At 63.6% G+C, this 23,411-nt stretch carries 20 protein-coding genes; 7 read left to right on the forward strand and 13 right to left on the reverse strand.

What is annotated here, in order from left to right:
- Positions 1–3 precede the first annotated feature (3 nt).
- From BR71_RS21335 to BR71_RS21365, 7 genes are all read right to left on the reverse strand, one after another.
- The gene (locus BR71_RS21335; RefSeq protein ID WP_043641866.1) at positions 4–528 is read right to left on the reverse strand and encodes a DUF2165 family protein; all 525 of its coding nucleotides are present in this window, start codon (positions 526–528) and stop codon (positions 4–6) included.
- Positions 529–677: 149 nt separating this feature from the next.
- Positions 678–3,434, reverse strand: coding sequence for a magnesium-translocating P-type ATPase (mgtA, locus tag BR71_RS21340; protein ID WP_052370975.1), 2,757 nt, complete (start codon positions 3,432–3,434; stop codon positions 678–680).
- A gap of 257 nt (positions 3,435–3,691) precedes the next feature.
- Positions 3,692–4,051, reverse strand: coding sequence for a hypothetical protein (locus BR71_RS21345; RefSeq protein ID WP_043641870.1), 360 nt, complete (start codon positions 4,049–4,051; stop codon positions 3,692–3,694).
- 260 nt (positions 4,052–4,311) lie between these two features.
- The gene (locus BR71_RS23200; protein ID WP_052370977.1) at positions 4,312–4,677 is read right to left on the reverse strand and encodes a hypothetical protein; all 366 of its coding nucleotides are present in this window, start codon (positions 4,675–4,677) and stop codon (positions 4,312–4,314) included.
- Positions 4,678–4,972: 295 nt separating this feature from the next.
- The gene (locus BR71_RS21355) at positions 4,973–5,344 is read right to left on the reverse strand and encodes a hypothetical protein (RefSeq protein ID WP_043641871.1); all 372 of its coding nucleotides are present in this window, start codon (positions 5,342–5,344) and stop codon (positions 4,973–4,975) included.
- Between the two features lie 529 nt (positions 5,345–5,873).
- Entirely contained in the window at positions 5,874–6,548 is a 675-nt protein-coding gene (locus tag BR71_RS21360; RefSeq protein ID WP_043641875.1) for a glutathione S-transferase, read from the reverse strand.
- Positions 6,549–6,564: 16 nt separating this feature from the next.
- The gene (locus tag BR71_RS21365) at positions 6,565–7,038 is read right to left on the reverse strand and encodes an Lrp/AsnC family transcriptional regulator (RefSeq protein WP_043641876.1); all 474 of its coding nucleotides are present in this window, start codon (positions 7,036–7,038) and stop codon (positions 6,565–6,567) included.
- A gap of 139 nt (positions 7,039–7,177) precedes the next feature.
- On the opposite strand from BR71_RS21365, the gene BR71_RS21370 reads away from it, so the two are divergent.
- Complete coding sequence (locus BR71_RS21370; RefSeq protein ID WP_043641879.1) at positions 7,178–8,218, forward strand: histone deacetylase family protein; 1,041 nt, start codon at positions 7,178–7,180, stop codon at positions 8,216–8,218.
- A 540-nt stretch (positions 8,219–8,758) separates the two neighbouring features.
- Here the strand turns inward: BR71_RS21370 and BR71_RS21380 are convergent.
- Positions 8,759–9,904, reverse strand: a complete 1,146-nt coding sequence (locus BR71_RS21380) for an acyl-CoA dehydrogenase family protein (RefSeq protein WP_052370978.1) — start codon at positions 9,902–9,904, stop codon at positions 8,759–8,761.
- A gap of 189 nt (positions 9,905–10,093) precedes the next feature.
- On the opposite strand from BR71_RS21380, the gene BR71_RS21385 reads away from it, so the two are divergent.
- The 3 genes from BR71_RS21385 (at position 10,094) to sbcC (ending at position 15,283) form a co-directional block, all read left to right on the forward strand.
- A complete protein-coding gene (locus tag BR71_RS21385; protein WP_043641881.1) occupies positions 10,094–10,567 on the forward strand; it encodes a hypothetical protein in 474 nt (157 codons plus the stop codon).
- A 73-nt stretch (positions 10,568–10,640) separates the two neighbouring features.
- Positions 10,641–11,861, forward strand: a complete 1,221-nt coding sequence (gene sbcD / locus BR71_RS21390; protein ID WP_043641884.1) for an exonuclease subunit SbcD — start codon at positions 10,641–10,643, stop codon at positions 11,859–11,861.
- On the forward strand, positions 11,858–15,283 hold the full coding sequence (gene sbcC / locus BR71_RS21395; RefSeq protein WP_043641886.1) for an exonuclease subunit SbcC: 3,426 nt from the start codon (positions 11,858–11,860) through the stop codon (positions 15,281–15,283). Before sbcD ends, sbcC begins: the two co-directional genes overlap by 4 nt.
- 83 nt (positions 15,284–15,366) lie before the next feature.
- Here sbcC and BR71_RS21400 read toward each other — a convergent pair whose 3' ends face one another.
- Complete coding sequence (locus tag BR71_RS21400) at positions 15,367–15,846, reverse strand: GNAT family N-acetyltransferase (RefSeq protein ID WP_043641888.1); 480 nt, start codon at positions 15,844–15,846, stop codon at positions 15,367–15,369.
- Between the two features lie 83 nt (positions 15,847–15,929).
- Here BR71_RS21400 and BR71_RS21405 point away from each other — a divergent pair, with 83 nt between their 5' ends.
- On the forward strand, positions 15,930–16,868 hold the full coding sequence (locus BR71_RS21405) for a LysR family transcriptional regulator (RefSeq protein ID WP_244269680.1): 939 nt from the start codon (positions 15,930–15,932) through the stop codon (positions 16,866–16,868).
- A 170-nt stretch (positions 16,869–17,038) separates the two neighbouring features.
- Positions 17,039–17,704, forward strand: a complete 666-nt coding sequence (locus BR71_RS21410; protein ID WP_043641894.1) for an O-methyltransferase — start codon at positions 17,039–17,041, stop codon at positions 17,702–17,704.
- A gap of 192 nt (positions 17,705–17,896) precedes the next feature.
- Here BR71_RS21410 and BR71_RS21415 read toward each other — a convergent pair whose 3' ends face one another.
- Entirely contained in the window at positions 17,897–19,450 is a 1,554-nt protein-coding gene (locus tag BR71_RS21415; RefSeq protein ID WP_052370980.1) for an MFS transporter, read from the reverse strand.
- A 159-nt stretch (positions 19,451–19,609) separates the two neighbouring features.
- Between BR71_RS21415 and BR71_RS21420 the strand changes: the two genes are divergently transcribed.
- Positions 19,610–20,572 carry a LysR family transcriptional regulator gene (locus BR71_RS21420; RefSeq protein WP_081554751.1) on the forward strand — a complete coding sequence of 321 codons (963 nt, stop codon included), beginning with the start codon at positions 19,610–19,612 and terminating at the stop codon, positions 20,570–20,572.
- Here BR71_RS21420 and BR71_RS21425 read toward each other — a convergent pair.
- The 3 genes from BR71_RS21425 to BR71_RS21435 all read right to left on the reverse strand — a co-directional run bounded on the left by BR71_RS21425 (position 20,523) and on the right by BR71_RS21435 (position 23,390).
- Positions 20,523–21,542 (reverse strand): transporter, encoded by a 1,020-nt coding sequence (locus tag BR71_RS21425; protein WP_043641896.1) that lies wholly within the window; start codon positions 21,540–21,542, stop codon positions 20,523–20,525. The two genes, BR71_RS21420 and BR71_RS21425, sit on opposite strands and share 50 nt — an antisense overlap.
- 93 nt (positions 21,543–21,635) lie before the next feature.
- Positions 21,636–22,430 (reverse strand): hypothetical protein, encoded by a 795-nt coding sequence (locus BR71_RS21430; RefSeq protein WP_162179246.1) that lies wholly within the window; start codon positions 22,428–22,430, stop codon positions 21,636–21,638.
- Between the two features lie 24 nt (positions 22,431–22,454).
- The gene (locus BR71_RS21435) at positions 22,455–23,390 is read right to left on the reverse strand and encodes a DUF6708 domain-containing protein (RefSeq protein ID WP_043641902.1); all 936 of its coding nucleotides are present in this window, start codon (positions 23,388–23,390) and stop codon (positions 22,455–22,457) included.
- Between the last annotated feature and the right edge of the window lie 21 nt (positions 23,391–23,411).

The raw sequence follows: 23,411 nt of genomic DNA on the forward strand, positions 1-23,411 counted from the left end.
GGGCTAGCGCTCAGCGGCTTCCGGCTGCGACAGGTAGGCCAGGCTTAGCAGGATGAAGCCGATGAAGGCGTAGGCCTTCATCTGGCCGTTCCATTGGCTGGCCCACATGGCGAAATATTCGCCGCCTATCACCGCAAAACCGGTGTACCAGACCAGCAGTGCCGGAATGCAGCCTAGCGTGAATAGCGTCTTGCCTCGCAGATAAGCTTCCTCGCGTCCGCAGAGCGCGCCGCGCAGCATGGCGCCGCCGCCCCAGGCGCAGATCAAGCCGAAGGCCAGTTCGCCGGCGATGATGGCCAGGTAAGCGGCTTGCTGCCAGCCCGGGTGAGTGACGGCGCGGCCTTTCAGCGCTTGGCCGTTAAACCAGGGTTCCATGCTGTCCATGGCCAGCACGTGGCGGACAAACTGCCAGTTGCTGTCGTAGTCCAGAATGTTGCCGCTGGCGGCCAGCAGGCCGAACAAGGCGATGGAAAGCGCGAGCAGGCTTTTAAAGCATTGCTGGGCGCGGCGCAGGGAGGGGAGGCGCATGGGGTTTCCTTATGGTGGGGATAAGGGATTGTGCCAGTGTGGCAAGACGCTGGGAATGGCGGGAGACGGCGTAAAAAAGCCCCGCGAGAGCGGGGCTGGAGTTACGAGGTCAAGGCGCTTAGAGCCTGTTCGCGATCGTAAGCGCGTTCTTAGAACCAGCGGCCGTAGCGTTTGATGTAAATGGTTTTGACGATTTGAGTCAGCGTCATATAACCCATCATGGTGGCCAGCAACCACCAGAAGTAGCTGGTGTCCAGCTTGATGAAGCCAATGCTTTCCGCCAGCGACGAGAACGGCAGGTAGCAACCGATGGCGATGGCCACCGAGGTGGACAACATGACCGGCAGCGAGGCGGTGCTTTGCAGGAAGGGGATCTTGCGCGTGCGCAGCATGTGCACCACCAGGGTTTGCGAGACCAGGCCTTCGATGAACCAGCCGGAGTGCATGATGTTGGCGCCGCCGTCGCTGACGCCGTGGGCCAGGCCGGCGTAGTAGGCCGCGCCGGCGCCGAACACCGTCCACATCAGCGTGTAGGTGGTGATGTCGAATACCGAGGAGGTGGGCCCCAACCACAGCATGAAGCGCTTGATGTTGTTGGCTTCCCACTTGCGCGGTTTTTTCAGGAACTCCGGATCCATCTTGTCCCACGGCAGGACCATCTGCGATACGTCGTAGATCAGGTTCTGGATCAAGAGATGCATCGCCAGCATCGGCTCCCACGGCAGCCAGGCCGAGGCAACCAGCACCGAGAACACGTTGCCGAAGTTGGAGCTGGCGGTCATGTTCAGGTACTTGAGAATATTGCCGAAGGTTTCCCGGCCCTTGATCACGCCTTCTTCCAGCACCATCAGGCTCTTTTCCAGCAGGATGATGTCCGCGGTTTCCTTGGCGATGTCCGCGCCGCTGTCCACCGAGATGCCGACGTCGGCGTCGCGCAGCGCCGGCGCATCGTTGATGCCGTCGCCCAGGAAGCCCACGGTGTGGCCGTTGGCCTGCAGGGCTTTGACCACGCGGGACTTTTGCAGCGGGGTCAGCTTGGCGAAGATAGTGGTGTGTTTGACCGCGCTGCACAGCGCCACATCGTCCATCGCCTCGATGTCTTTGCCTACCAAGGGCACGCCGGGGCTGAGGCCAACGTCGCGGCATACTTTGGCGGTGATGATGGGGTTGTCGCCAGTCAGGACTTTGACCGCCACGCCGTATTCCTTCAGCGCGCGGATGGCCGGAGCCGCGGAGTCCTTCGGCGGGTCGAGGAAGGTCAGGAAGCCGCGTACCACCAATTGGGCTTCGTCATTGGTTTTGTAGTTGCGCTTGGCTTCTTCTGCCGGAATGTCGCGGGTGGCGACCAGCAACACGCGATAGCCCTCGGCGTTATAGTCCTGGCTGCGCTTGAGCAGGGCGGCGCGCTCCTCGGCGGTCAGCGGTTTGATCTGTTCGCCGTCCTGAACATGGCTGGAGACAGCCAGCATTTCTTCCACCGCGCCCTTGGAGATCATCAACTGGCGGCCGCGCTGGTTTTCCACGATCACCGACAGCCGGCGGCGCACGAAATCGAACGGCATTTCGTCCACCTTGCTGTAGCCGCTGGGCTTGACGCGGTCGCCCAGTTCGTCGGCGTGTTCCACCACGGCAATATCCATCAGGTTCTTCATGCCGCTCTGGTGGAAGCTGTTCAGCCAGGCCAGTTGCAGCACGCCCTCGTCTTTGAGCCCATGGATATTGTAATGGTGCTCCAGGATGATCTTGTCCTGGGTCAGGGTGCCGGTCTTGTCGGTGCACAGCACGTCCATTGCGCCGAAGTTCTGCACCGAGTTCAGGCGTTTGACCACAACCTTGCGCCGCGCCATCGCCACCGCGCCCTTGGCCAGGTTGGCGGACACGATCATGGGCAGCATTTCCGGGGTCAGGCCCACTGCCACCGCCAGCGCGAAGGTGAGGGCGGACATCCAGTCGCCCTTGGTCAAGCCGTTGATCATGAATACCACGGGCACCATCACCAGCATGAAGCGGATCAGCAGCCAGGATACGCTGCTGACGCCGCGGTCGAAGCTGGTTTCCACGCGTTTGTGGCTGACCACGCTGCGGGCCAGCGAGCCGAAATAGGTATCGGTGCCGGTGGCCACTACGAGAGCGGAGGCCTTGCCGCTGACCACATTAGTGCCCATGAAGCAGATATTGGGCAGGTCTAGCAGGTCCGTATCGCCATTGGCTTGACCGTTGGCGGACTTCTCCGCCACCGCGCCCAGGGTGTCGTACTTTTCCACCGGCAGCGCTTCGCCGGTCAGCACTGCCTGGCTGATGAACAAGTCGCGGGACTCCAGCAACTTGATGTCGGCGGGGATCATGTCGCCGGCTTGCAGGTGGACGATGTCGCCGACCACCAGTTCGCTCATTGCGATTTCCTGGCGAATGGGGCTGCTGCCGTTGGCCGGGCGGCGCTGTACGGTGGCCGTATTGCGCACCAGCGATTTGAGCTTTTCCGCTGCCTTGGCGGAGCGGAATTCCTGCCAGAACCGCAGCAGGCCGCTGATGCCCACCATGGTTAGCAAGATGATGATGCCGGTCCACTCTTCGTCGCCTGGGGTGGCGAAATAGACGTCGGTGAAATAGCTGATGGCGGCAAGCACCATCAGGACGACGACAAAGGGGTTCTTGAAGGCTTGCGCCAGTTGAATCAGCGGGTGCGGCGCCTTGTCGTGAGCCACTTCGTTGGGGCCGAACTGGGCGTAGCGCTGATGCGCCTCCGCCATGGTCAGGCCGTCTTGGTGGCCGCGTACGCGTTGCAGGGTTTCTTCTACGGAGCTGTCGGCTTCCTGTACCGCGCGGATGACCGGTTTTTCCTGTTTTGCGCTAGGGGTGGCGACATAGCCTTTCAGCTTGTGTCGGCTGCTAGTGTGTTTCGTCATTGTTTCGTCTCCTGCGCGCGTGTCCCGCGCAGTACGGCTGGGGCTGTTCAGGCCGGCCGGATATCTGGCGGACGCAGCACGGGGGGTGTTGCGGGTGTTCTAGGTTCGAGGTGGGCGCCCGCCTGCGTTGTTGTCTGTGTGTGCAGGGCGGGCGGTCGCGGGTAACTGTCGTCAGTCATGGTGTTTCCTTGTAAGAAATGGGAGCTTGAAAATCCCGCGCCGCCGCGGATGAGCGGAGGCCGGCGTGGGACGATGAATCAGGGTTGAGCCAGAGGGCGGACTCCGGCGGACCACTCTGGCCGGACCTGACCGGGCAAAATGTCCAGTCGGACCCGGGCCAGCGGCAGATTGCCTAGCCTTTGCATGATGGCCTCGAGAAAGTGCATGGAGGCGTCGCTGCGGGAGCGGAACTCCGTGGCCAGCATCCAGTTGGCGGGCGCGCCGGAGGCCTGGCACTCGCCAACCAGCAGGGTTTCGTTCCAGCTGGACACTTTCAGCCCGTGCCCTTGCGCGGCGGCACGGATTTCCCGGCGGGCGGCCTTCACCGCTTGCGTGGGGCAGATGACCGACAGCTGATAACGCTGCGGCCGGATGTTGTGGCGGATGATGTCGTTCATGGCGATCTCCTTGCAATCCGGCTTCCGTCGCGTGAGGACGTGCCGGTCCCTGCCTTACGGCATGCAGGCAATGACAGGGTTGTGTTTGACGGTGGCGAGGCGCGCGAGCCTATCTCGCCGCCGTCAGGCGGGGGAGATTAGGCGGTGCGGGCGGCCTCGGGTCTGCAAGATCGGGGTTCCGGTTCTTCAGACATGGCTGGCCTTTCGTGGCGAAGAGGGTTAAACGGCGCGCAACAGCGCGGCGGACATTGATCGAATGCTCAGGCGCTGGCCGCCCAGCGACGGGGCGTTGCCCGCGCCTCCGGCTTGCGACGGCCCCAGCGCACTCGATGGATTTCCGGTATTTTGCTCAGGCGCAGCGCCATTTCGTTGAAGGCGCGGCGCAGGGCCACAGGGCAATCCAGCCGTACGCTCAGGCAGGCTTGTCCAGCGGCGGAGGCGGGCGTGATGGTGACGTGGGTCGCCGTCAGGCCCAGGGTGTGCATTTCCCAGAATAATTGTTTGCGCAGCGCGGTAATCACCGGGATGTCGCAAATCACATTCAGATGGCAGCTGGTTTCGTCTTGGCGTTTGCTTGGGGTGCGCGCGAGATAATTAAATAGCCAAGCCAGTTTATTGTGGCGCATGTTTCACTCCCTCATTTTCATTTTGAAAATGCGACAGACAGCATTATTCCCTTTCTGTGTTTTATAGACGCAGAAATGAAAATATATTCAAGGGTCGATTGCGATGGTCGGCGGCGGCTAATTGGCCGGTCCCGCTGTCGCAATAAGGGAGAGGCTCAGATCAGCAATACGCCAAAGGCCGGCGCGGTCGCGGTTCAGGGTCTTCAATCAACATCAGAACCTCCTGCTGGCTGGCAGCGTGTGCGTTTCAAGAATGCGCGCGGATTTGCCCGCGCCCGGAAAGAATTGGGGCTGGTCAGTGCGCCAAGTGGGCACGTTGGGCCAGCAAAAAGGCGCGATTGGGCACGCGCGGGCGCTGTGCGTGGCGCGCCCAGTGAACTCGGTTCACCTGCGGCAGCTGGCAAAAATGCGCGGCGAGCTGATTCAGGCAACGGCTAGCCACATCGGGGCAAGCGAACAGCACGCTCAAACAGGCCAGGTCGTTGTCGCCGGCGGTCAGGGCGATGCGTTCCACTTCCAGGCCGCGGGCGTGCAGCTGTTTGGCTGCTTGCACGCGCAGCATGGTCAGGTCCGCATGGACGCAAAAAATGTTCAACTGATAAACGGCGGCCGGGGCGATGGTTTTGCCTGGGCGCAGCAAGGCTGCCAGTTTGGTGATCAAGCGCATGATGATTCCTCCCGTTGGCGATGCAAGGAGGACGCGACGAAGATCCGAAGGCAAGCGCCGTCAAAGGGAATCCGTGCGCAATGAGGCGGCAAACCGCCAGTGCGGCGCGAATTTGGGGATGTCTGAAATGGGAGGCCGTTTGGCCTGGGTTTCGGCTCGCACTGGACTGCGCAACAGGCGCGCCGCTGATGTGCGTTGTTGCCGAATTTTTAGACACCACACCCTGTCATTGCAGGATGTGGCAGAGAAAAGGTTCTGCTAAATCCTGCAAGACGGCGTTGCGATACAAGATCGACTACTTCCGTCGTTGTCCACGATGAACCTTTGCAGTATTTGAGATGCCCGGATTATAGGGGGCTTTGAGAGGATAGGCAATCCTTAATCAGACTTTTTTACATTTTTGTGTGCGCCGCAACACTAAATAAGCCGTGAGCATGGAGGGAAATGAAAACGCGGGCTGCATTGTCTTGAGCAAGCCGGCCCATGTTGGAGATATTCTCTGGCTTTGATGTTAATTAATATCACGCCTTCAATCGGCGCCGTAAGCGTAAGGTCCGCCTTTTTCCAGCGCGATTTGATAAGCCGGGCGGGCGTGGATGCGTTGCAGGAAGTCCAGCGCATGAGGATGCTCTTGCGTCAGAAGGCCGCGCGCGCGCGCCACCTCCAGCGGAAAACTCATCTGGATGTCGGCGGCGCTGAAAACGGGGCCGGCAAACCAGCCGTTGCGAGCCAGACTGCGGTCGGCATGACTCAACAGCGCATCCAATTGAGGCTTCAAATAAGCGCGGCGGACGCCGTCTGCCAATTTGCGCGCCAACGGCCTCAGCAGCCAAGGCACCGGCGGCTGGTCCAAGCGCGAGAATACCAGGCTCATCACCAGCGGCGGCATCAGCGAGCCTTCGGCGTGATGTAGCCAAAACAGGTAATCGCTGTGTTCCGGCGCGGCTGAGGCGGGTTTGAGCCGTCCTGAGCCGTAGGTGTCCACCAGGTATTCGACGATGGCGCCAGACTCGGCCAAGCTCAGTTCGCCGTCGCTGATCACCAGAGACTTGCCCAGCGGATGTATCGCCTTGAGTTCCGGCGGAGCAAGCAGGGTGTGCGGATCGCGCTGGTAGTGTTGAATTTGGTAGTGAAGATTCAACTCCTCCAGCAGCCAGAGCACGCGTTGCGAGCGGGAGTTGTTCAAGTGATGGACGGTAATCATGGGCGGGTTCTCCTTATTAGATGGGGAGCCGGCTGCCGGCTTTGACTTCGCGCAGCGCCAGGCTGGAATGGATGGAGTGCAGGCCCGGCGTGCGGCGCAACACGGTCTCGATGAAGTCGCTGTACGCGTCCAGATTGGGCGCGACTACTTGCAGCAGGTAGTCGGCGTCGCCGGTGATTTTGTGGCAGGACAGCACTTCCGGGCGCTCTCGCATCTGATCTTCAAAGAGGTTGGGGGCATCATCGGCGTGTTCTCCGAAGCTGAGCCGGACGAAGGCCAGTACGTCGTAGCCCAGTTTGCGGCGGTCCAGATTGGCCTGATAGTCCTTGATGTAGCCGGCTTCCTCCAGCCGTTTCAGGCGGCGCCAGCACGGAGTTACGCTGAGGGATAGCCGCTCGGCCAGCTTGGGATTGGACATGGCGCCATCCTGTTGCAACAGCCTTAGAAGAGTTAGATCCGTTTCATCTAGTGAATTTTTGAGTCTGTTCATACTCAATTTCCGCCAATATTGTTGATTTCTTGCTCCAGATTAGCGCCTGAGGCGGCGTAAAAGCAAAACTATTCCAGCGGCCGCGGCGCATACTGGGTTTTTCCTTATTTATTCGAAAAGCAAGCAAGGAGGGCTGACGATGCTGACAATTTACAGTGACGCGCACCATCTGCATCACGGTTGCGAGTTGAAGGATGGGGTGTTGATGCCTTGTTTTGAGCAACCGGGGCGGGCGGATACCATCTTGGCGCGCGTGAGGGCGACGGGGCTGGGCCCGGTGGCCGCGCCGCGTGAATACGACAGCGCGCGCTACGCCCGGGTTCACAGCCCGCGCTATGTTCGTTTTTTGGAGCGGGCCTGGGATGAGTGGACAGCAAGCGGGCGCAGCCATGATGCGCTGCCGTTGATTTGGCCGGTGCGCGATCTGCGCGGCGATATCGAGCCGGAGTTTATCGATGGCAAATTGGGTTTTTACGCGATGGACGCCGGGGTGGCGATCACCGCGGGAACCTGGAAAGCGGCGCGCGCCAGCGCCGACGTGGCCTTGACCGGAATGGATGCTTTACTGGTAGGCGAGAGAAGCGCCTTCGCCTTGTGCAGGCCGCCCGGCCATCACGCGGCGGCGGAGTATATGGGCGGTTATTGCTATCTGAACAATGCGGCGATCGCCGCGCAGTCCTGCCTGGACGGCGGTGCCGGCAAGGTGGCTTTGCTGGATGTGGATTACCATCACGGCAACGGAGGGCAGAGCATTTTCTACCAGCGCGAGGACGTGATGTTCCTGTCCCTGCACGGCGATCCCAAATATTCCTATCCGTATTTTTCCGGCCATCGCGACGAAACCGGGGCGGGTTCCGGCCTGGGCTTCAATCACAATTACCCGCTGCCGCATGGCACCGGTTGGCCGGCCTACAGCGAAGCCTTGAACCATGCTTGCGGTCGGATAGCCGCCTATGCGCCGGATGCGCTGGTGGTCTCGTTGGGCGTGGATACCTTCAAGGATGATCCGATCAGCCAGTTCCGTCTGGAGAGCGAGGACTTCCTGCGTTTGGGGGCGCGCATAGCCGAACTGGGTCTGCCGACCTTGTTTGTGATGGAGGGGGGCTATATGGTGGACGACATCGGCGTCAACGCGGTGAATGTGCTGGCGGGCTTCCAGGCGGGCGGTATTGGTGTTTGACCTGGGTCAGTCCGGCTGCGAATAAAGCGCTAGACGGGCTGTCGGCAAGCCGAGCTTGTGAAAAAAATGTAAAAAGCATAGAGTGGCGGGTGTAAAATTGCTTACACCCGACAACTTCAGAGTTATTTCTCATGAAAAGCGGCCATTCCGACTCCGCGGATCGAAGCCCCAGCGCGTTTTATCAGCATTTTTCGCCTCATATATCCTTGGCTGGCGCCAAGCGCCAGGCCAAATGGAGGCTCAGCGCCCGGCAAGAGGAAGTTTTGCTGCATGCGGCGCTGATCGCTTGTATCGCATTGGTGGCGCTGTTTGCTTACCTGCGCCACTAAGAAACTGTTCAAAGTCTGCTGCGCTTCGTGAAGCGTTGCACGGTGAGTACAAGCTCAAAATGCTCATGTACCAATTGGCCATTCCGCTTTTTCGCTGGTTTTCGCCTTGTCTCGCTCTTGCTCGCGAGACTATGAACAGGTTCTAAGCGTCTACCCAACATTTTGAGCGCAAAGCCTGCGCCGTCGATGCGCGGCTGACATTGAACCGGTTCTAAGCCGGCTGCGGCTGTTCCGCGTGGTGAATCTCACGGCGCAGCTGCTTCAGCGTAGGCGTCACGATGGCGATGAAGCTGGCTTCGCGCAGCCGGCGTTGCGCCGGGCTCGACAGCAAATAACCGGCGGCGCCGGCGTGCAGTTGGGCCGACATCGCCGCGCGCAGGCACAGTTCGCTGACCTCTGCGCGCAGCCGCAACACGCGAGGCGGCGCGGCCTGGCCCGCCTCCGCCAGCGGCGCCAGCGTTTTTGCCTCGCGCCACAGCGCGGCCAGTTCCGCCGCCAACTCCTCATAAGAATGATCCAACCAGCGGTTTTGCTCGCCGTCGCGCAGATTGGCGGCCTGGATGTCGTCCAGACAACCCTGCACGATGCCCAGGCCAACCGCCGCTTGAGCCAGTACGAAGCCGGGGCGCACGCGGCGGATGAAGCCGACGAAGGCCGCCGGTTCTGCCAGTACGCGTTCCGAAGGAATCAACACCTGATCCAGCTTCACGCACAAGGTGCGGGTGCCGTTCATGCCGGCGATGGGCGGGCCGGCGTTCAACCGTACCCCTGGGGTATCGCAGTCTGCGAGGAAAACCAGTTTGCCGCCGTCGGAGCAGCTTGCCGCCGCGACGAACAGATGGCCGGCGCCTAGGTTGGACACCCACGGCAGTTCTCCGCTGATCCGATAACCCTGAGGGCAGAGCTCGGCGCGCAAGCGCATAGCTTCCAGGCCGGCAAGGTGTTTGATGGCGTTGGACAGGCCGGGGCCGCCCAGCCGGCGGCCGGCGGCCAGCTCGGACAGCGTCGCGCTCAACTCCTCCCGCGGCGCGGCATGGCGCAGCAAGTAGACGCAAGCGCTTTGACACCAGGCGAGGAAGGCGGTGCTGCCGCACGCCGCGCCCACCTCGGAGATGGAGGCCATCAGCGTGGCCAGGCCCAGGCTGCTGCCGCCTTGCTCGGCGGGCAACAGGGCGGCGTAGGCGCCGTCCTCGCCCAGGCCGCGCAGCATGGCCTGGGGGTAGAGCGCTTGTTGGTCGATGGCTGCCGCCTGCGGCGCCAACTGTTGACGCACGCGCTGATCAATGCGGCGAAGCAGGGCTAAGGATTCGGCTTGATGCATGGCGCTGGGCAAGGGTAGTTGAAGAATCAGCGGCATTCTGGGCGCGATGGCCGTCGCTGTCCATGCCTACAGCATGGCGTCTGTGCGTATGGATCGCGCGCTCGGGCGGAACTTGGCGGCGTTTCATGGCTCTATCCTGCTTGCCCGTCCCCTGTCTTCATTCACACCGTTCCCGCCGCGCCTATGGCGCGGGAAATCAATATCGCGGAACGGGGAAAGGTTCCAATGAGAGCATCTCCCACCCTTACCCTTGGTCTGCTGCTGGCCGCGCTGGGCCTGGCAGACCCCAGCCTGGCGCTGGACCTGGATCTCAAACCGGCTCCGACCGAAGCGCCCAGCCCGGCGGTCAAGCCGCTGCCGGGCTGGAGCCAGGGGTATGACAGCAAGCGCTTCAGCTATCCGCCGTCCGAACAAACCCGTAGGCTGGCGGACCAGGCGCTGCAAAGCAAGCAGGAGCCCAAGACGCCCGTGGATTGCCAAAGCCATCCCGGCTACGCCTATTGCGAGCCCAAGAACGCGGAACGCAGCCACATTCCCGCTCCGCGCTCGCCCATGGGCAGCGCCAAGCTCTGCGACCAGGACCCCTATGCGCCGCAGTGCGCGGACAGCGCGTTGCAGCTGCACACCCGCAACAGCAATTGCGCGCCGGACGATAGAAACTGCCAGGGGCTGGGTCTCAGCCTCAAGTGGGGCGACTGAGCCGAGGCCCAGGGCTGGACGAGGCCCGGCAAGCGGGTAAACTGCCGGGCATTGATTCCATTGAGCGGCCGGCATGCGCATTCTCCACACCTCGGACTGGCACCTGGGCCAGCATTTCATCGGCAAAACCCGCTTGGCGGAGCACCAGGCCTTCATCCACTGGCTGCTGGAGCAGGCGGAAAGTCGCCAGGCCGATGCCGTGCTGGTGGCCGGAGACATCTTCGACACTGGCGCGCCGCCCAGTTATGCGCGCGAGCTCTACAACGGCCTGATCGCCCAGGCTCACCGTGCCGGCGTGCAACTGGTGCTGCTGGGCGGCAACCACGACTCCGTGGCCACGCTGGCGGAAAGCCGCGCGCTGCTGTCCTATCTGTCCGCTTGCGTGGTGCCGGCCCTGAGCGAAGACCCTGCAGAACAAGTGTTGATTCTCAAACGCCGAGACGGCGAACCGGGCGCGTTGCTGTGCGCGCTGCCCTATATCCGCCCGCGCGACGTGTTGCGCAGCCAGGCGGGCCAGAGCGCGGAGCAAAAGCAGCAATCCTTGCAGGACGCCATCCGAGAACGCTACCAGCAGGTGTACGAGCAGGCGCTCCGCCTGCGCGAGCGGCTGGGCCGGCCGCTGCCCATCATTGCCAGCGGCCATCTGACCACGGTGGGCGCCAGCGCAAGCGAATCCGTTCGCGAGATCTACGTTGGCGCGCTGGAGGCCTTCCCCAGCAACGCCTTCCCGCCTGCTGACTACATTGCCCTCGGCCACATCCACCGGCCGCAGAAAGTGGGCGGCCACGAACATATTCGTTACAGCGGCTCTCCCATCCCGCTGAGCTTCGACGAAGCCTGCCAGGGCAAGGAGGTGCTCTTGGTGGAGCTGGACGCCCAGGGCTTGCGCGGCGTGACGCCGCTGGAGGTGCCTTGCTTTCAGCCCTTGCGTTCGGTGCGCGGCAGCCTGGCCCAGCTGCCGGGGCTGTTGGCCGAGGCGGCTGAAGTCGGCTCCGCCGAACGGCCGGTGTGGCTGGAAGTCGTGGTGAGCGCCGACGACTACTTGAGCGACCTGTCCGCCCGCGCGCAGGCAATGTGCGCGGAACTGCCGCTAGAGCTGTTGCGCGTGCGGCGCGAGCGCGGGCAGGCCGCCTCAGGACTAGCCTCGACCGCCGGCGAAACCCTGGCAGAGCTGACGCCGCTGGACGTGTTCGAGCGCCGGCTGGCGCTGGAAACGCTGGAGCCGCCGTTACAGGAGCAATTGCGCTTGCGCTACCGCGAAATCCTGGCCTCGCTGCAGGAGGAACAGGCATGAAAATCTTGACCCTGCGTCTGAAAAACCTCAATTCGCTGCAAGGAGAGTGGAAGCTGGACTTCAGCGCCGAACCCTTCGCCGGCAGCGGGCTGTTCGCCATCACCGGCCCCACCGGCGCCGGCAAATCCACATTGCTGGACGCCATCTGCCTGGCGCTTTACCACAAGACGCCGCGGCTGGACGCCGTGACCCAGGGCAGCAACGACATCATGAGCCGGCACACCGCGGACTGCCTGGCGGAGGTGGAGTTCGAAGTCAAAGGCCGGCGTTACCGAGCCTTCTGGAGTCAGCGCCGCGCGCGCGACAAGCCGGACGGCGCGCTGCAGGCACCCAAGGTGGAGCTGGCCGAAGCCGACGGCGAGATCCTCAGCAGCCAGGTGGCGGACAAGCTCAAGCGCATCGAAGCCATCACCGGGCTGGATTACGAGCGCTTCACCAAATCCATGCTGTTGGCGCAAGGCGGCTTTGCCGCCTTCCTCAATGCCGACGCCAATGCGCGGGCCGAATTGCTGGAGGAACTGACCGGCAGCGAAATCTACGGGGTGATCTCGCAACAGGTGTTTGAACGCGCCCGCGATGCCCGTCAAACCCTGGAGCAATGGCAGGCGCGCGCCGACGGGGTGGAGCTGTTGGCGCCGGAGCAGCGTGAGGAAATGGAAGCGAGGCTGGCCGAGCTTGGCGCGGCCTCGCGCCAGGCGCAGGCGGATTGGGAATTGGCGCGCAAGCAGTGGCAGTGGCGCGAAGCTCTTGAGCAGGCGCGGCGTCAGAGCGCGAAAGCCGACGGCGAATGGCGGGAAGCCTGCGAGCGAGAAGCGCAGGCGGAGCCGGAGCTGGCGCGTTTGCGTGGCGACGAACCGGCGCGGCGCATCCAGCCGCAGTGGCGCGAAATGGAACAGGCGCGGGTGGAACTGCGGCGTCTGGAGGCGGAGAGCCAGGCGCTGCGGCAAGAACAAGCGGCGTTGAACACGGACTGGCAGGCCGGCCACTGGCGAGCCTTGAGCCAGGCCCGTCGGTTGGAGCGGGCTGAAGGCGCGCGTCTGGACGCGCTCAAGGCCGTGGCGGATGAGCAAGAGGCGGCCGCCCGGCGTCTGGGGCATCACGCTCGTTTGGGCGAACTGCTGGAACGCTGGCGCGCCGGCTTCGAACAACAGGAACGGTTGCGCCAACAGCGCGACGGCTGCGCCGCGCGCATTGCGGAATTGGACGCGCAAACACTGCGTCAGCGGCGGGACCTGGCGGCCTTGAGCGCGGAAGTCGAGGCGCAGGAGCGGCGAGGCCTCGAGGCCGCCGACCAGCTGCGGCGGGCGGAAGAGAACGGGCGCGTGGCGCTGGACGGCCGCAGCCTGGCCGAATGGCGCGAGCAATGGCAGATCACGCTGCGGCAAACCACGGTTTTGCGCGGCCTGGCGACGTTGGCCGCCGAACTGAAGCCGCTGGAAGCGCGGCTGGCCAGCCGGCGCGAGGAGAGGGCTGCGCTGGAAGCCGAACATGCCCGCCATGACGCGGACTTGCAGCGGCTGCGCGCCGATTATCGACAGGCGCAGGAGCAAGCGGCGGACAAACGGCGGTTGCTGGAACAGGAACGGCGCATTCTCAGCCTGGAGCAGCACCGGGCCGCTTTGCGGCCGGGCGAACCCTGCCCGCTGTGCGGCGCCAGCGAGCACCCAGCGGTGGCCGCTTATCAGTCCCTGGACATCGGCGCCGCCGAGGCGGCTCTGAACGCCAAGGAGGCCGCGCTTGAAGCCCTGCGCGAACAAGGCCAGCAGGCCGCGGCGCAACTGGCGCGAGACGAAGCGCGGCTGCGGCAGTTGGATGAATCGATGGAACAGGAGCAAGCGCGCCGCGAGCGTTTGGCTGAGCAATGGCTGAGCGAGGGCGCGCCCTGGGGGCTGACGGACGGGGACTGGAGCGGGCCCAGGCTGGAACAAGTCAGCCAGGATGCCGAGCGGCTGCAACAGCGGCAGGAAAGCGCGCTGCGCGCCGCGGAACAGGCTGAAGCGGCGCTGGAACAGGCGCGCGGGGACGCGCGGCGTCAGAGCGAGGCCGTCCAGGCGCTGAGCCAGGAGCGGGCGTTGCAACAACAAGGTCTGCAGAATCTGGAACAAAGCCTGCACACCCTGCAGGGCGAGCTTGCGCAGCGCGAGGCCGAGTTGCGGGAACTGGCCGATGGGCGCGACGCCGACATCGCCGCCGCGGGGTTTGTTGCGCCGGAATCCGGACGGGAGGCGGGCTGGCTGGAACAGCGCGCCGCCGACTGGCAAGCCTGGAAGGATTTGGAGCAGGCCCGCCGGCAAGGGGAGGCAGACGCGAAGGCCCAGGCCGCCGCGCATCGGTTGGCCGGCGAACGCGTTGCGGATTGGGAGGCGCGTTGGCGGAAGCTGGAGCTGCCGGACTGCGCGCCTTTGCCGGACGATGCCGACGTCGAGGCCGCTTGGCTGGCCGCCGTCGCGGATTGCGAGGCGCTGGCGCGGAGCTTGGCCCGGAACCGGGGTGCGCTGGAACGGACGGAAAGCGACGCCGTGCGCCAACGGCAACGCGCGGAGGAGGCGGAGCAGGCTTGGGACAGGACCTTGGAAGCCAGCCCGTTTGCGGACGCCGCCGCCTTCCTGGCGGCGGCCTTGCCGGAGGAGGAGCGCGAGCGTTTGGGCGCATTGAGCCGACAACTGGAACAGGAGCGGCTACGCGCTGCGGCGTTGCGGCAGCAGGCAGCGGAACGGCTGGAAACGCTGGAGCGGGAAAACGTTTCAGACCAGCCAGAGCCGGAGCTGCGCCAGCGAATGGAGGCGCTGGACGCCGAGAGGCAACGCCTGGCCGGCGAGGACGGGGCCTTGCGCGCCTTGCTGAACAACGATGCCGCGCGCCGTGACGGCCAGCGAGAGCTGTTTGCCCGCATCGACGGCCTGCGCGACGAGGCGGATGTCTGGCAGCGGCTGAACGGCTTGATCGGCTCCGCCGCCGGCGACAAATACCGCCGCTTTGCTCAAGGCCTGACGTTGGAGCATCTGGTCGCGCTGGCCAACCGCCATTTGAGCCGGCTGCACGGCCGCTATTGGCTGCGCCGCCGCGCAGACGGCGAGTTGGAGCTGGAAATTGTAGACAGCTGGCAGGCTGATGCGGCGCGGGACACCCGTACCCTCTCCGGCGGGGAAAGTTTCCTGGTCAGCCTGGCGCTGGCACTGGCGCTATCCGACCTGGCCAGTCACAAAACCTCGATCGATTCCCTGTTTCTGGACGAAGGCTTCGGCACCCTGGACGGCGAAACGCTGGAACTGGCGCTGGACGCTTTGGACGCGCTCAATGCCGGCGGCAAAACCATAGGCGTGATCAGCCATGTGGAGGCGCTGAAGGAGCGCATCCCGGTGCAGATCCGGGTCAGCCGCGCGGGCGGCGCCGGTTGCTCCGTGCTGGCGGTAAGCGGCTGAGAACCCGTTCATGGTCTGCTTCGCGTAGAACGCCTTGCCTCGCTCTTGCTCGCGAGAGCATAAAGGCGTTCTATTGGGCAGATTTAGCCGGAGGCGAAGTCGGAGAGGGCGGCGCCGTCCATCCGGTAGCGCACCCATTCCGCCTGCGGCTTGGCGCCGATGGACAGGTAGAAATCGATGGCCGGCTGGTTCCAGTCCAGCACGCTCCATTCAAAGCGGCCACAGCCTTGCTCCACCGCCAGCTGTGCTAGGCGGCGCAGCATCAGCTTGCCGCCGCCGCCGCCGCGCTGCCGCGGCGAAATATACAGATCCTCCAGGTACAGCCCCTTCTTGGCTTGCCAGGTGGAGTAGCTGAAGAAGTAGACGGCGTAGCCGGCCGGCTCGCCGTCCACTTCGCAGATCAACGCCCGCGCCGGGCTGTCCGCGCCAAACAGACTGGCGACGATGCCGGCCTCGGTGGCGGCAACCTGATCGCCGGCACGTTCGTAAACGGCCAGCTCCTTGATAAAGCGCAGAATCAGCCCGGCGTCTTGGGCCTGGGCGGGACGGATGTGGATGGACATGGGCGGGGCCTGAATCGTAGTGAACGGATAAACCGCTATACTACGGCCAAGACAAAATGCATGTGCTGCATTGTTTTCAATTCATGATGAACATTTTGCATTCCGATCTGCGCCGTTTGGATCTCAACCTGCTGCTGGTCTTCGACGCGCTGCTGCGCCAGCGCTCGGTCAGCGCCGCCGCCGACGAACTGGCGATGAGCCCGTCCGCGTTCAGCCACGCGCTGGCGCGGCTGCGGGCCGCCTTGGGCGACGATCTCTTCGTCCGCATCGGCAATGCGATGCAGCCCACGGCCTACGCCGAGCGGCTGGCCGGCGCGGTGAGCGCCGCGCTGGAAACGCTGTCGCAAGGGCTGGCTCAGGCCGGCGGCTTTCAGCCGGAACGCAGCGAGCGCGCCTTCGTGATGGCGGTGACCGACTACACCGCCTTCGCGGTGATGCCGCGCCTGCTGGCGGGTTTGCAGCGGGCCGCGCCGCGGCTGCGCTTCAAGCTGGTGCACTCGCGCGGCCGCGAGTCCGCCGAGGATCTGGCCGCCGGCCGCATCGACTTCGCCCTGGGCTATGTAGAAGACATCGCGGAACCCGCTGCCGGGATCGAAAGCTTCGATTGGCTGGAGGACCGCTACGTGGCCATCGTCAGCCGCGCCCACCCCGACATTCGCGGCAGCCTCAGCCTGGAGCAATACCTGGCGGCGCGCCACGTGGTGGTGACGCCGTGGGGCGAAACCCGCGGCGGCATCGATCGGGCGCTGGAGCGGCGGGGCCTGCGCCGCGACGTGGCGCTGCAACTGCCGTCGGTGCTGGCCGCGCCTTTCATCATCGCGGAGTCAGACTGGGTCATGACCCTGCCGCGGCTGGCGGCTGAGACCTTGAGCCAGGCCGCGCCCATCGCCGTCCACCCCGCGCCTTTCGATATTCCGTCCTACACCCTCAAGGTCTATAGTCACGCCCGGCACGGCCGCAGCGCCGCCCATGATTGGCTGCGCGCGCAATTACGCGCCTGCGCGCCCTTGCTCCAGGACTAGCCGATCCTCGTCGCCTTGATATCGGTCATAGCCTTTCCCATGAGGGAAAACCCCCTGAGCGCAATGACAGGCTCGGAGTTGCTTGAGCCCGCAATGCGCTTATCATGTGGCTTCAACCATGCGCGGCCAAGACGGGCCATCGCCCAGGGCGGCTGCGAGAGGAGAAGCCGATGCAAGCAGAATGGAGCGGCCTGGACCGCTATTACACCGCGGCGCTGCAGGTAGAGGACAGCGCCTTGAACAGCGCCTTGTCGGCCAACGCCGCCGCCGGCCTGCCGGCGCAGGACGTGTCGCCGCTGCAAGGGCGCTTTCTGCATATCCTGGCGCGCTTGATGCAGGCGAAGCGGGTGCTGGAGATTGGCACCCTGGGCGGCTATAGCACCATCTGGCTGGCGCGTGCGCTGCCGCCCGGCGGCCGGGTAGTGACGCTGGAAGCCAATCCCGCGCACGCGGACACGGCGCGGGCTAATCTGGCCGCCGCCGGCGTGGCGGAGAAGGTTGAGCTGCGCGAAGGGCCGGCGCTGGACAGCCTGCCGCTGCTGGCCGGGGGCGAACCCTTCGACCTGATCTTCATCGACGCCGACAAGCCCAATAATCCGGCTTATCTGGAGTGGGCCTTGAAGCTGGCGAGGCCCGGCGCCGCCATCGTCGGCGACAATGTGGCGCGCGGCGGCGCGGTGGCCAATGTGGTCAGCCAGGACCCCAGCGTGCGCGGCGTACGCCGTTTCCTGGAAGACATGGGCACCGAGCCGCGGCTGACCGCAACCGCGCTGCAGACGGTAGGCGTCAAGGGTTGGGACGGGTTTTCCATCGCCATTGTCAATGAAATGGCCTGAGAACCTGTTTACGAACCGCTGAGCGTTGTGAGACGTGGCACGGGGAGTACCGTTTCAGAATGCTCATGTGCCACTTGCACACTCCGCTTCTTCAGCCATTTTCGCCTTGTCTTGCCTTGTCTTGCCTTGGCTCGCGAGATCGTAAACACGTTCTGCGCGCCGGTTCATGGGCGAGCAAACCGGCGCCCGCGCTCAAGAGCCGGCGGAATCCAGCGCCGGATCCGTGGTCGTCTGCTCCGCTTGCGCCTGGCCGGCGCCGCGCAGGAACAGCGCCACCACCAATGCGCTGAGCACGGTGAGGCCGGACAGTACCGTCAACAGCCGCTGGAAAGCGGCGGCGTAGCTCAGGCTTAAGGTTTCCGGCGACAGGCCGGGCAACAGCTCGCCGGCGGCGGACAGCTTGCCCAAGGCGCCTTGGCTGGCGGCCGCGGCCAGAGTCTGCGGCTCCACCGTGGACACAGCGGCCAGCCGCTGTTGCAGCAGCGCCGCCAGCAGCGCGCCCACCAGGGCCAGCGCAATGCCTTCGCCCGCCACCCGCGTGGTGCTGAAAATCCCGGCGGCCATGCCGGCGCGCTCCTTGGGCACCACGCTGACAGCCAGGCCATCCATCAAGCCCCAGGGCAGACTGATGCCCACGCCTATCAGCAGCAAGGGCCACAGCGTCTGCTGCAACGCGGACAGTTGCGGGTAACGGCTCAGCCACCACAGCCCCAGCGCACACAGCAGCAAGCCGCCGGCGGACAAAGCCGCGGCAGAAAACCAGCGCGTCAGCCAGGCCGCGCACAACGGCAGCGCCAGCATGGGCGCGGACAAGGCCAGCATCACCCGGCCGGCCTCCGCCTCGCTAACGCCCTCCGCGGCCACCAGGCGCAGCGGCAACAGCACCAGCAACACCACAAAGGCGTAAGCCGGCGCGGCGGCCAGGCATTGGACGCCAACGAAGCGCGGGTAACGGAACAGGCTCAGGTCCAGCATCGGGCGCGGCGCGCGGCGCTCCAGCGTCACGAATAACCAGAACGCCGCCGCGGACCCCAGCAGCAGGCCAATCACCAGCGGGCTGTTCCAGCCCCGCTCCGGCGCGGCCAGCGCGCCGTAAGTCAGCAGGCTCAGCGCCAGCGTGAAGCTGAGCGCGCCCGGCCAATCCAGGCCAGTGGCCTGCGGATCGCGCGATTCGCGCATGCAATAAGCGGCCAGCCCCAAGGCGAGCAGCCCCACCAAGCCGGCCAGCGCGAAAATCGCGCGCCAGCCCAAGGCCTGAATCAGAAGGCCGCACAGCAAGGGGCCGAAGGCCAGGCCGATGCCGAAGGTGGTGCCTATCAGGCTGAAGGCGCGCGTGCGCGCCGCGCCGGCGAAGCTTTGCGCCAGCGCCGCCAGTCCGCTGGCGAAGGACAGCGCCGCGCCCAGGCCCTGGACCGCGCGCCATATATCCAGCCATAGCAGGCTGCCCACCAGGAACAAGCCCAGCGAGGACAGCGAGAACAAACCGACGCCAAGCAGAAACACCCGTTTGCGGCCGTATTGATCGGCCAGCGCGCCGGCCGCCATCAGGCTGCCGCCGAAGGTGAGCATGAAAGCGTTGGTGACCCAGGTTAGCGCCAGCGCGTCGCCGCCCAGCTCACGGCCTATCGCCGTCAGCGCCAGGGCCGGGCCGGTGAAGCTGAGCGGCATGGTCAAGGCGGCCAGGCATACGGCGGCCAGGGTTAGAAGATGGGCGCCTTGGGAGGGCGCCGGTTTGGAAAGCTGCATGAGTTCGCCTTTTCAAAGAGTGGGACAAGCGCCCGCGCGCTGCTTGCGGGCGGATACGGATGGTCATTGGGCGAAAACATGATAATTTGGCGGCAATTGACGAAAAATAGGCTATCCGTCCAAACTAGGCGGACAAAAACTCCGCAATAAGGGCGTTTCATGGATAGTTTGAGCGGCTTGGCCGCCTTTGTGCGCGCCGCCGAGGCGCAAAGCTTCGTCGGCGCCGGCCGCGCGCTGGGGGTGTCCTCGTCCGCCGTGGGCAAGAGCGTGGCGCGGTTGGAAGAGAAGCTGGGCGTGCGGCTGTTCCAGCGCAGCACCCGCCACGTGCGGCTGACGGCGGAGGGCGAGCTGTTCTACGAACGCTGCCGCCGCATTCTGGACGACATTGACGACGCCGAGGCTGAGTTGGCGCAAAGCCGCGCCACGCCGCGCGGCAAGCTGCGGGTCAGCCTGCCGGTGATAGGCTATCGGATGCTGCTGCCCATCTTGCCGGACTTCATGCAGCGCTATCCGGAAGTGGAGCTGGATCTGGACTTTTCGGACCGCATGGTGGACGTGATAGAAGAGGGCTGGGACGCGGTGGTGCGCAGCGGTCCGCTGGCGGATTCCCGGCTGATGGCGCGGCCGCTGGGGCCGTTCCGCCTGCTGGTGGTGGGCTCGCCTGGCTATCTGCGTGAGCGCGGCACGCCGCAAAGCCCGGAGGAGCTGGCCCAGCACGCCTGCCTGCGCTACCGCTTTCCCAGTACTGGCAAGCTGCAAACCTGGGCGCTGGACGGCGCGCCGGCCGGTCAGGACTGGCCGCCCAGCAGTGCCATGAGCTGCAACAATATCGAGGCGCTGATCTGCGCCGCCAGCCAGGACCAGGGCCTGGCTTACCTGCCGGATTTCATCGTGCGCGACGCGCTGGCCGCCGGCCGGCTGCAAACTGTATTGGCGCCTTACCTGAACCAGACCGGCCTGTTTCACGTGGTATGGCCATCCAGCCGCCAGCTGTCGCCCAAGCTGCGCGTCTTTGTCGATTTTCTATGCCAGCGGCTGTTCGCGCCGCCGGACGGAGCCGCCGCCGCGAAGCCTACACGCCGCGCTGACGGCGGAACGCCCACCAGCCGGCCAGCAGGCTGAAGCTGGCCACTAGTAGCACCAGCACCCAAAAGCCGTGTGGATGATTGGCCAAGGGCACGCCGCCCACATTCATGCCAAAGAAGCCGGCGACGATATTGATGGGGAGCGCCAGCACCGTCACCAAGGTCAGTGTGAACAGGGTGCGGTTGCTTTGCTCGTTCAGGCGCGCGGCCAGCTCTTCCTGCAAGAGCTTGATGCGCTCTACCAGCGCTGACAGGTCGTTCAGCGTCAGCGCGAACTCCTCCGAAGACTGGCGCAGTGCCTGCGCATCGGCGGCGTCCAGCCAGGCCGGCGGCCGGTTCAGCAGCCGGAACAGCACGCTGGGCTCCGGCGCCAGCAGGCGTTGCAGGCGCACCAGCGAGCGGCGCATCGCCGCCAACTGCGCGCGCTGATCGTCCAGCCTTTGCGCCAGCAGCCTGTCCTCCAGCACATCCACTTGCGCGCCGCTGGTCCGCACGATGCCCGCCAGCGCGTCCGCCTGGTTCTGCAGCAAATGCACCAGCAAGGCCGCCGGCGAACGGAAAACCGCGCCGCCGCGCACCGCCGCGCGCAGCCGGTCCACCGAATGCAGAGGTTTGACGCGTGCGGTGATCAGCACCCGCGGCTGAGCATGCGCCCACAAGGTGGCGATGTCCGACGATGCCAGGCCAAAGCTGAAGGCCACATCGTTTATCACCGCCAGCAAGGCCAGATCCAGCAACTCGATGCGGGTAGAGTTGGAACCGCCGCGCAAGGCCTCGAAGAAATCCTCCTGCAGCGGCAAGGCCGCGCGCAGCCAGCGCTCGCTGGCGGCATTGGCCAGATTGAAATGCAGCCATAGAAAGGCGTCGCCGTCCGGCGGCGCGCGCAGCCAGGCTTGCGCCTGAGCGGAATCGATCTCTTCGCCGGCGCAATCCGGATGAAAACGAAAGCCGCAGATCAGCCCGGCCTGGTCCGAGCCGTATTGCTGCTGGGTAATGACGTGGTTCATGGCGCGCGGCCGACATGGTGGAATACAGCTCAGCTTAGGCGCGGCGGATGACGGAATGGTGACGATGAGATGACGGGCGGCCTTGAAGTCTGTTCAAGGCCCCGTCTTGACGTGAGCCAGGGCCACGTTCTTGAGTAGCTGTTTTTCTTGTTTGGGGGAATGAAAAAGTGGGGGTATGCGGCAAGCGAGCTTATTCTGAGCGGAAATGAAAACACCGCAGTAAAACAAGGCGGCGAATAAACCTTCCATAATCAGGGCGGAGGTAAAAGACATCCCTAATGCAACAAGATGGGAGGAAGCGGCAGGGTGATAGTTCCTTAATAAAAACCCGGACAATATCGAGACAAAAAATATAAGTTGCAGCGCGATGCTGGGCCCGCTCTGGCCTAGCTTATTGACAAAAAAGGCTTTGCGATCAGTAATGGTGTTGACAATGAGAAGAATGGACGCGGCTCCCTTTCTCGAAAACTCGCTTGTGGTCAGCGCGACGGCTTCGTCAAACTTTTTAATATGGATTTTAAGGCTGTGAATAGGGACGAGTAAAAACAAAAACCAGCAAGCCATGGCGGACAGGGAGGGCTTGCCAATGTAGTAGGCGGAAATAATGAAGATGCTGGGAAAAAGCAGAGCTGATAGAGCGAGTGTGACGAAGGAAATGGCACTGGCGACAATGGTTTTTTTCTGAGTCGTCATGACCCAGATATTAACTCCTGTGAGAGCTATGGCGATGGCGAGGTAGACTGAGGCTATGGTCAATGAGGTTTTTACGCTTGAATGGCTTGCCTTATAGGTCATGGCCAGAGCGGAGGGAACCATCAGCCATGAAAAAAATATTGTCGCCATGGAAGGCGCGTTTGGCGATGGCCTTATGTTTTTTTGTTTAGCCATGAGTGTTTAAAATATCGTATAAGCTCATGGGTTCATTGAGGCATCACGATAATAGGGGTCGTCAGGGGTGACCAGGCATTGCTTTTCCACATTCTCGGGCCAGACAGGGATGCTACTTGTCCGCATGGCAAGCCATCTGCCAGGATAGGTGGCTATATAGATCAATAAAAACGCCAGCCTTACCGACAAGGGCGTGGTGTTTACATAAAAATCATTGCGCTGCACGCCAAACCAAAATGCTTCTCTTTGCTTAGCAATCGGCAGGCAAGCCTTGACTTCCTGGATGACGCTGGCGGGGCCATCCTCCATATAGCGGCGGATGAACTCCCAATGCTGTTTCAGCAGCTCCCGGTCTTTCACCCCTACCGCCAACTCTGAGAAGGCGAAAGTAGCGGACACCTTGCCTTCCGCATCCAGCTTGTGGGCCTGAATCTCCCAGGTATTGCTTTTGCCCAGACCCAGGCAAAAAAAGCTGTGGTCCCAGTCAAACTCCACGATCTTTCCCCCAGGCTGAAACGCGAATATTTTCCTAGATTTCCTGTTTAGACGGATCGGGTAGTGGGTCAGCGCGAAGGCCTCTTTTCTTAACAGCCAGATCAAGATGCTGCCTATCAAGCCGGGGCCAAACAGCAGCAGCAACACCGCCTGGGTCCAGGCTTGTTGCTGGGAGTAATAGGGACTGGGACTGGCGCCGCTGGCAATCAGGATGAAATCCAGCGCGATAGTAGCGCAGCCTATGGGAACGATGTAGAAGATGGCCAGCAGCACGCTACTCATCACGCCCTTCCAGCGGAAATACTTGTCCACCAGTTCTAGATAAGTGCTGTTGATCCTGATCACGGCCAACTGATAAGCCAGTGGTAAATCCAGTTTTTGGTGGATGTTCAGAGCGTGCTCATGCTCTGAACGGGTCAAGGGGCGGTTGATGGCGTATTTTTGATATAAGCCGGTATATTCCATGGTTGTGAGGGAGTAATGGAC

The sequence above is a fragment of the Chromobacterium haemolyticum DSM 19808 genome, from assembly GCF_000711885.1.
Lineage (GTDB): Bacteria > Pseudomonadota > Gammaproteobacteria > Burkholderiales > Chromobacteriaceae > Chromobacterium > Chromobacterium haemolyticum.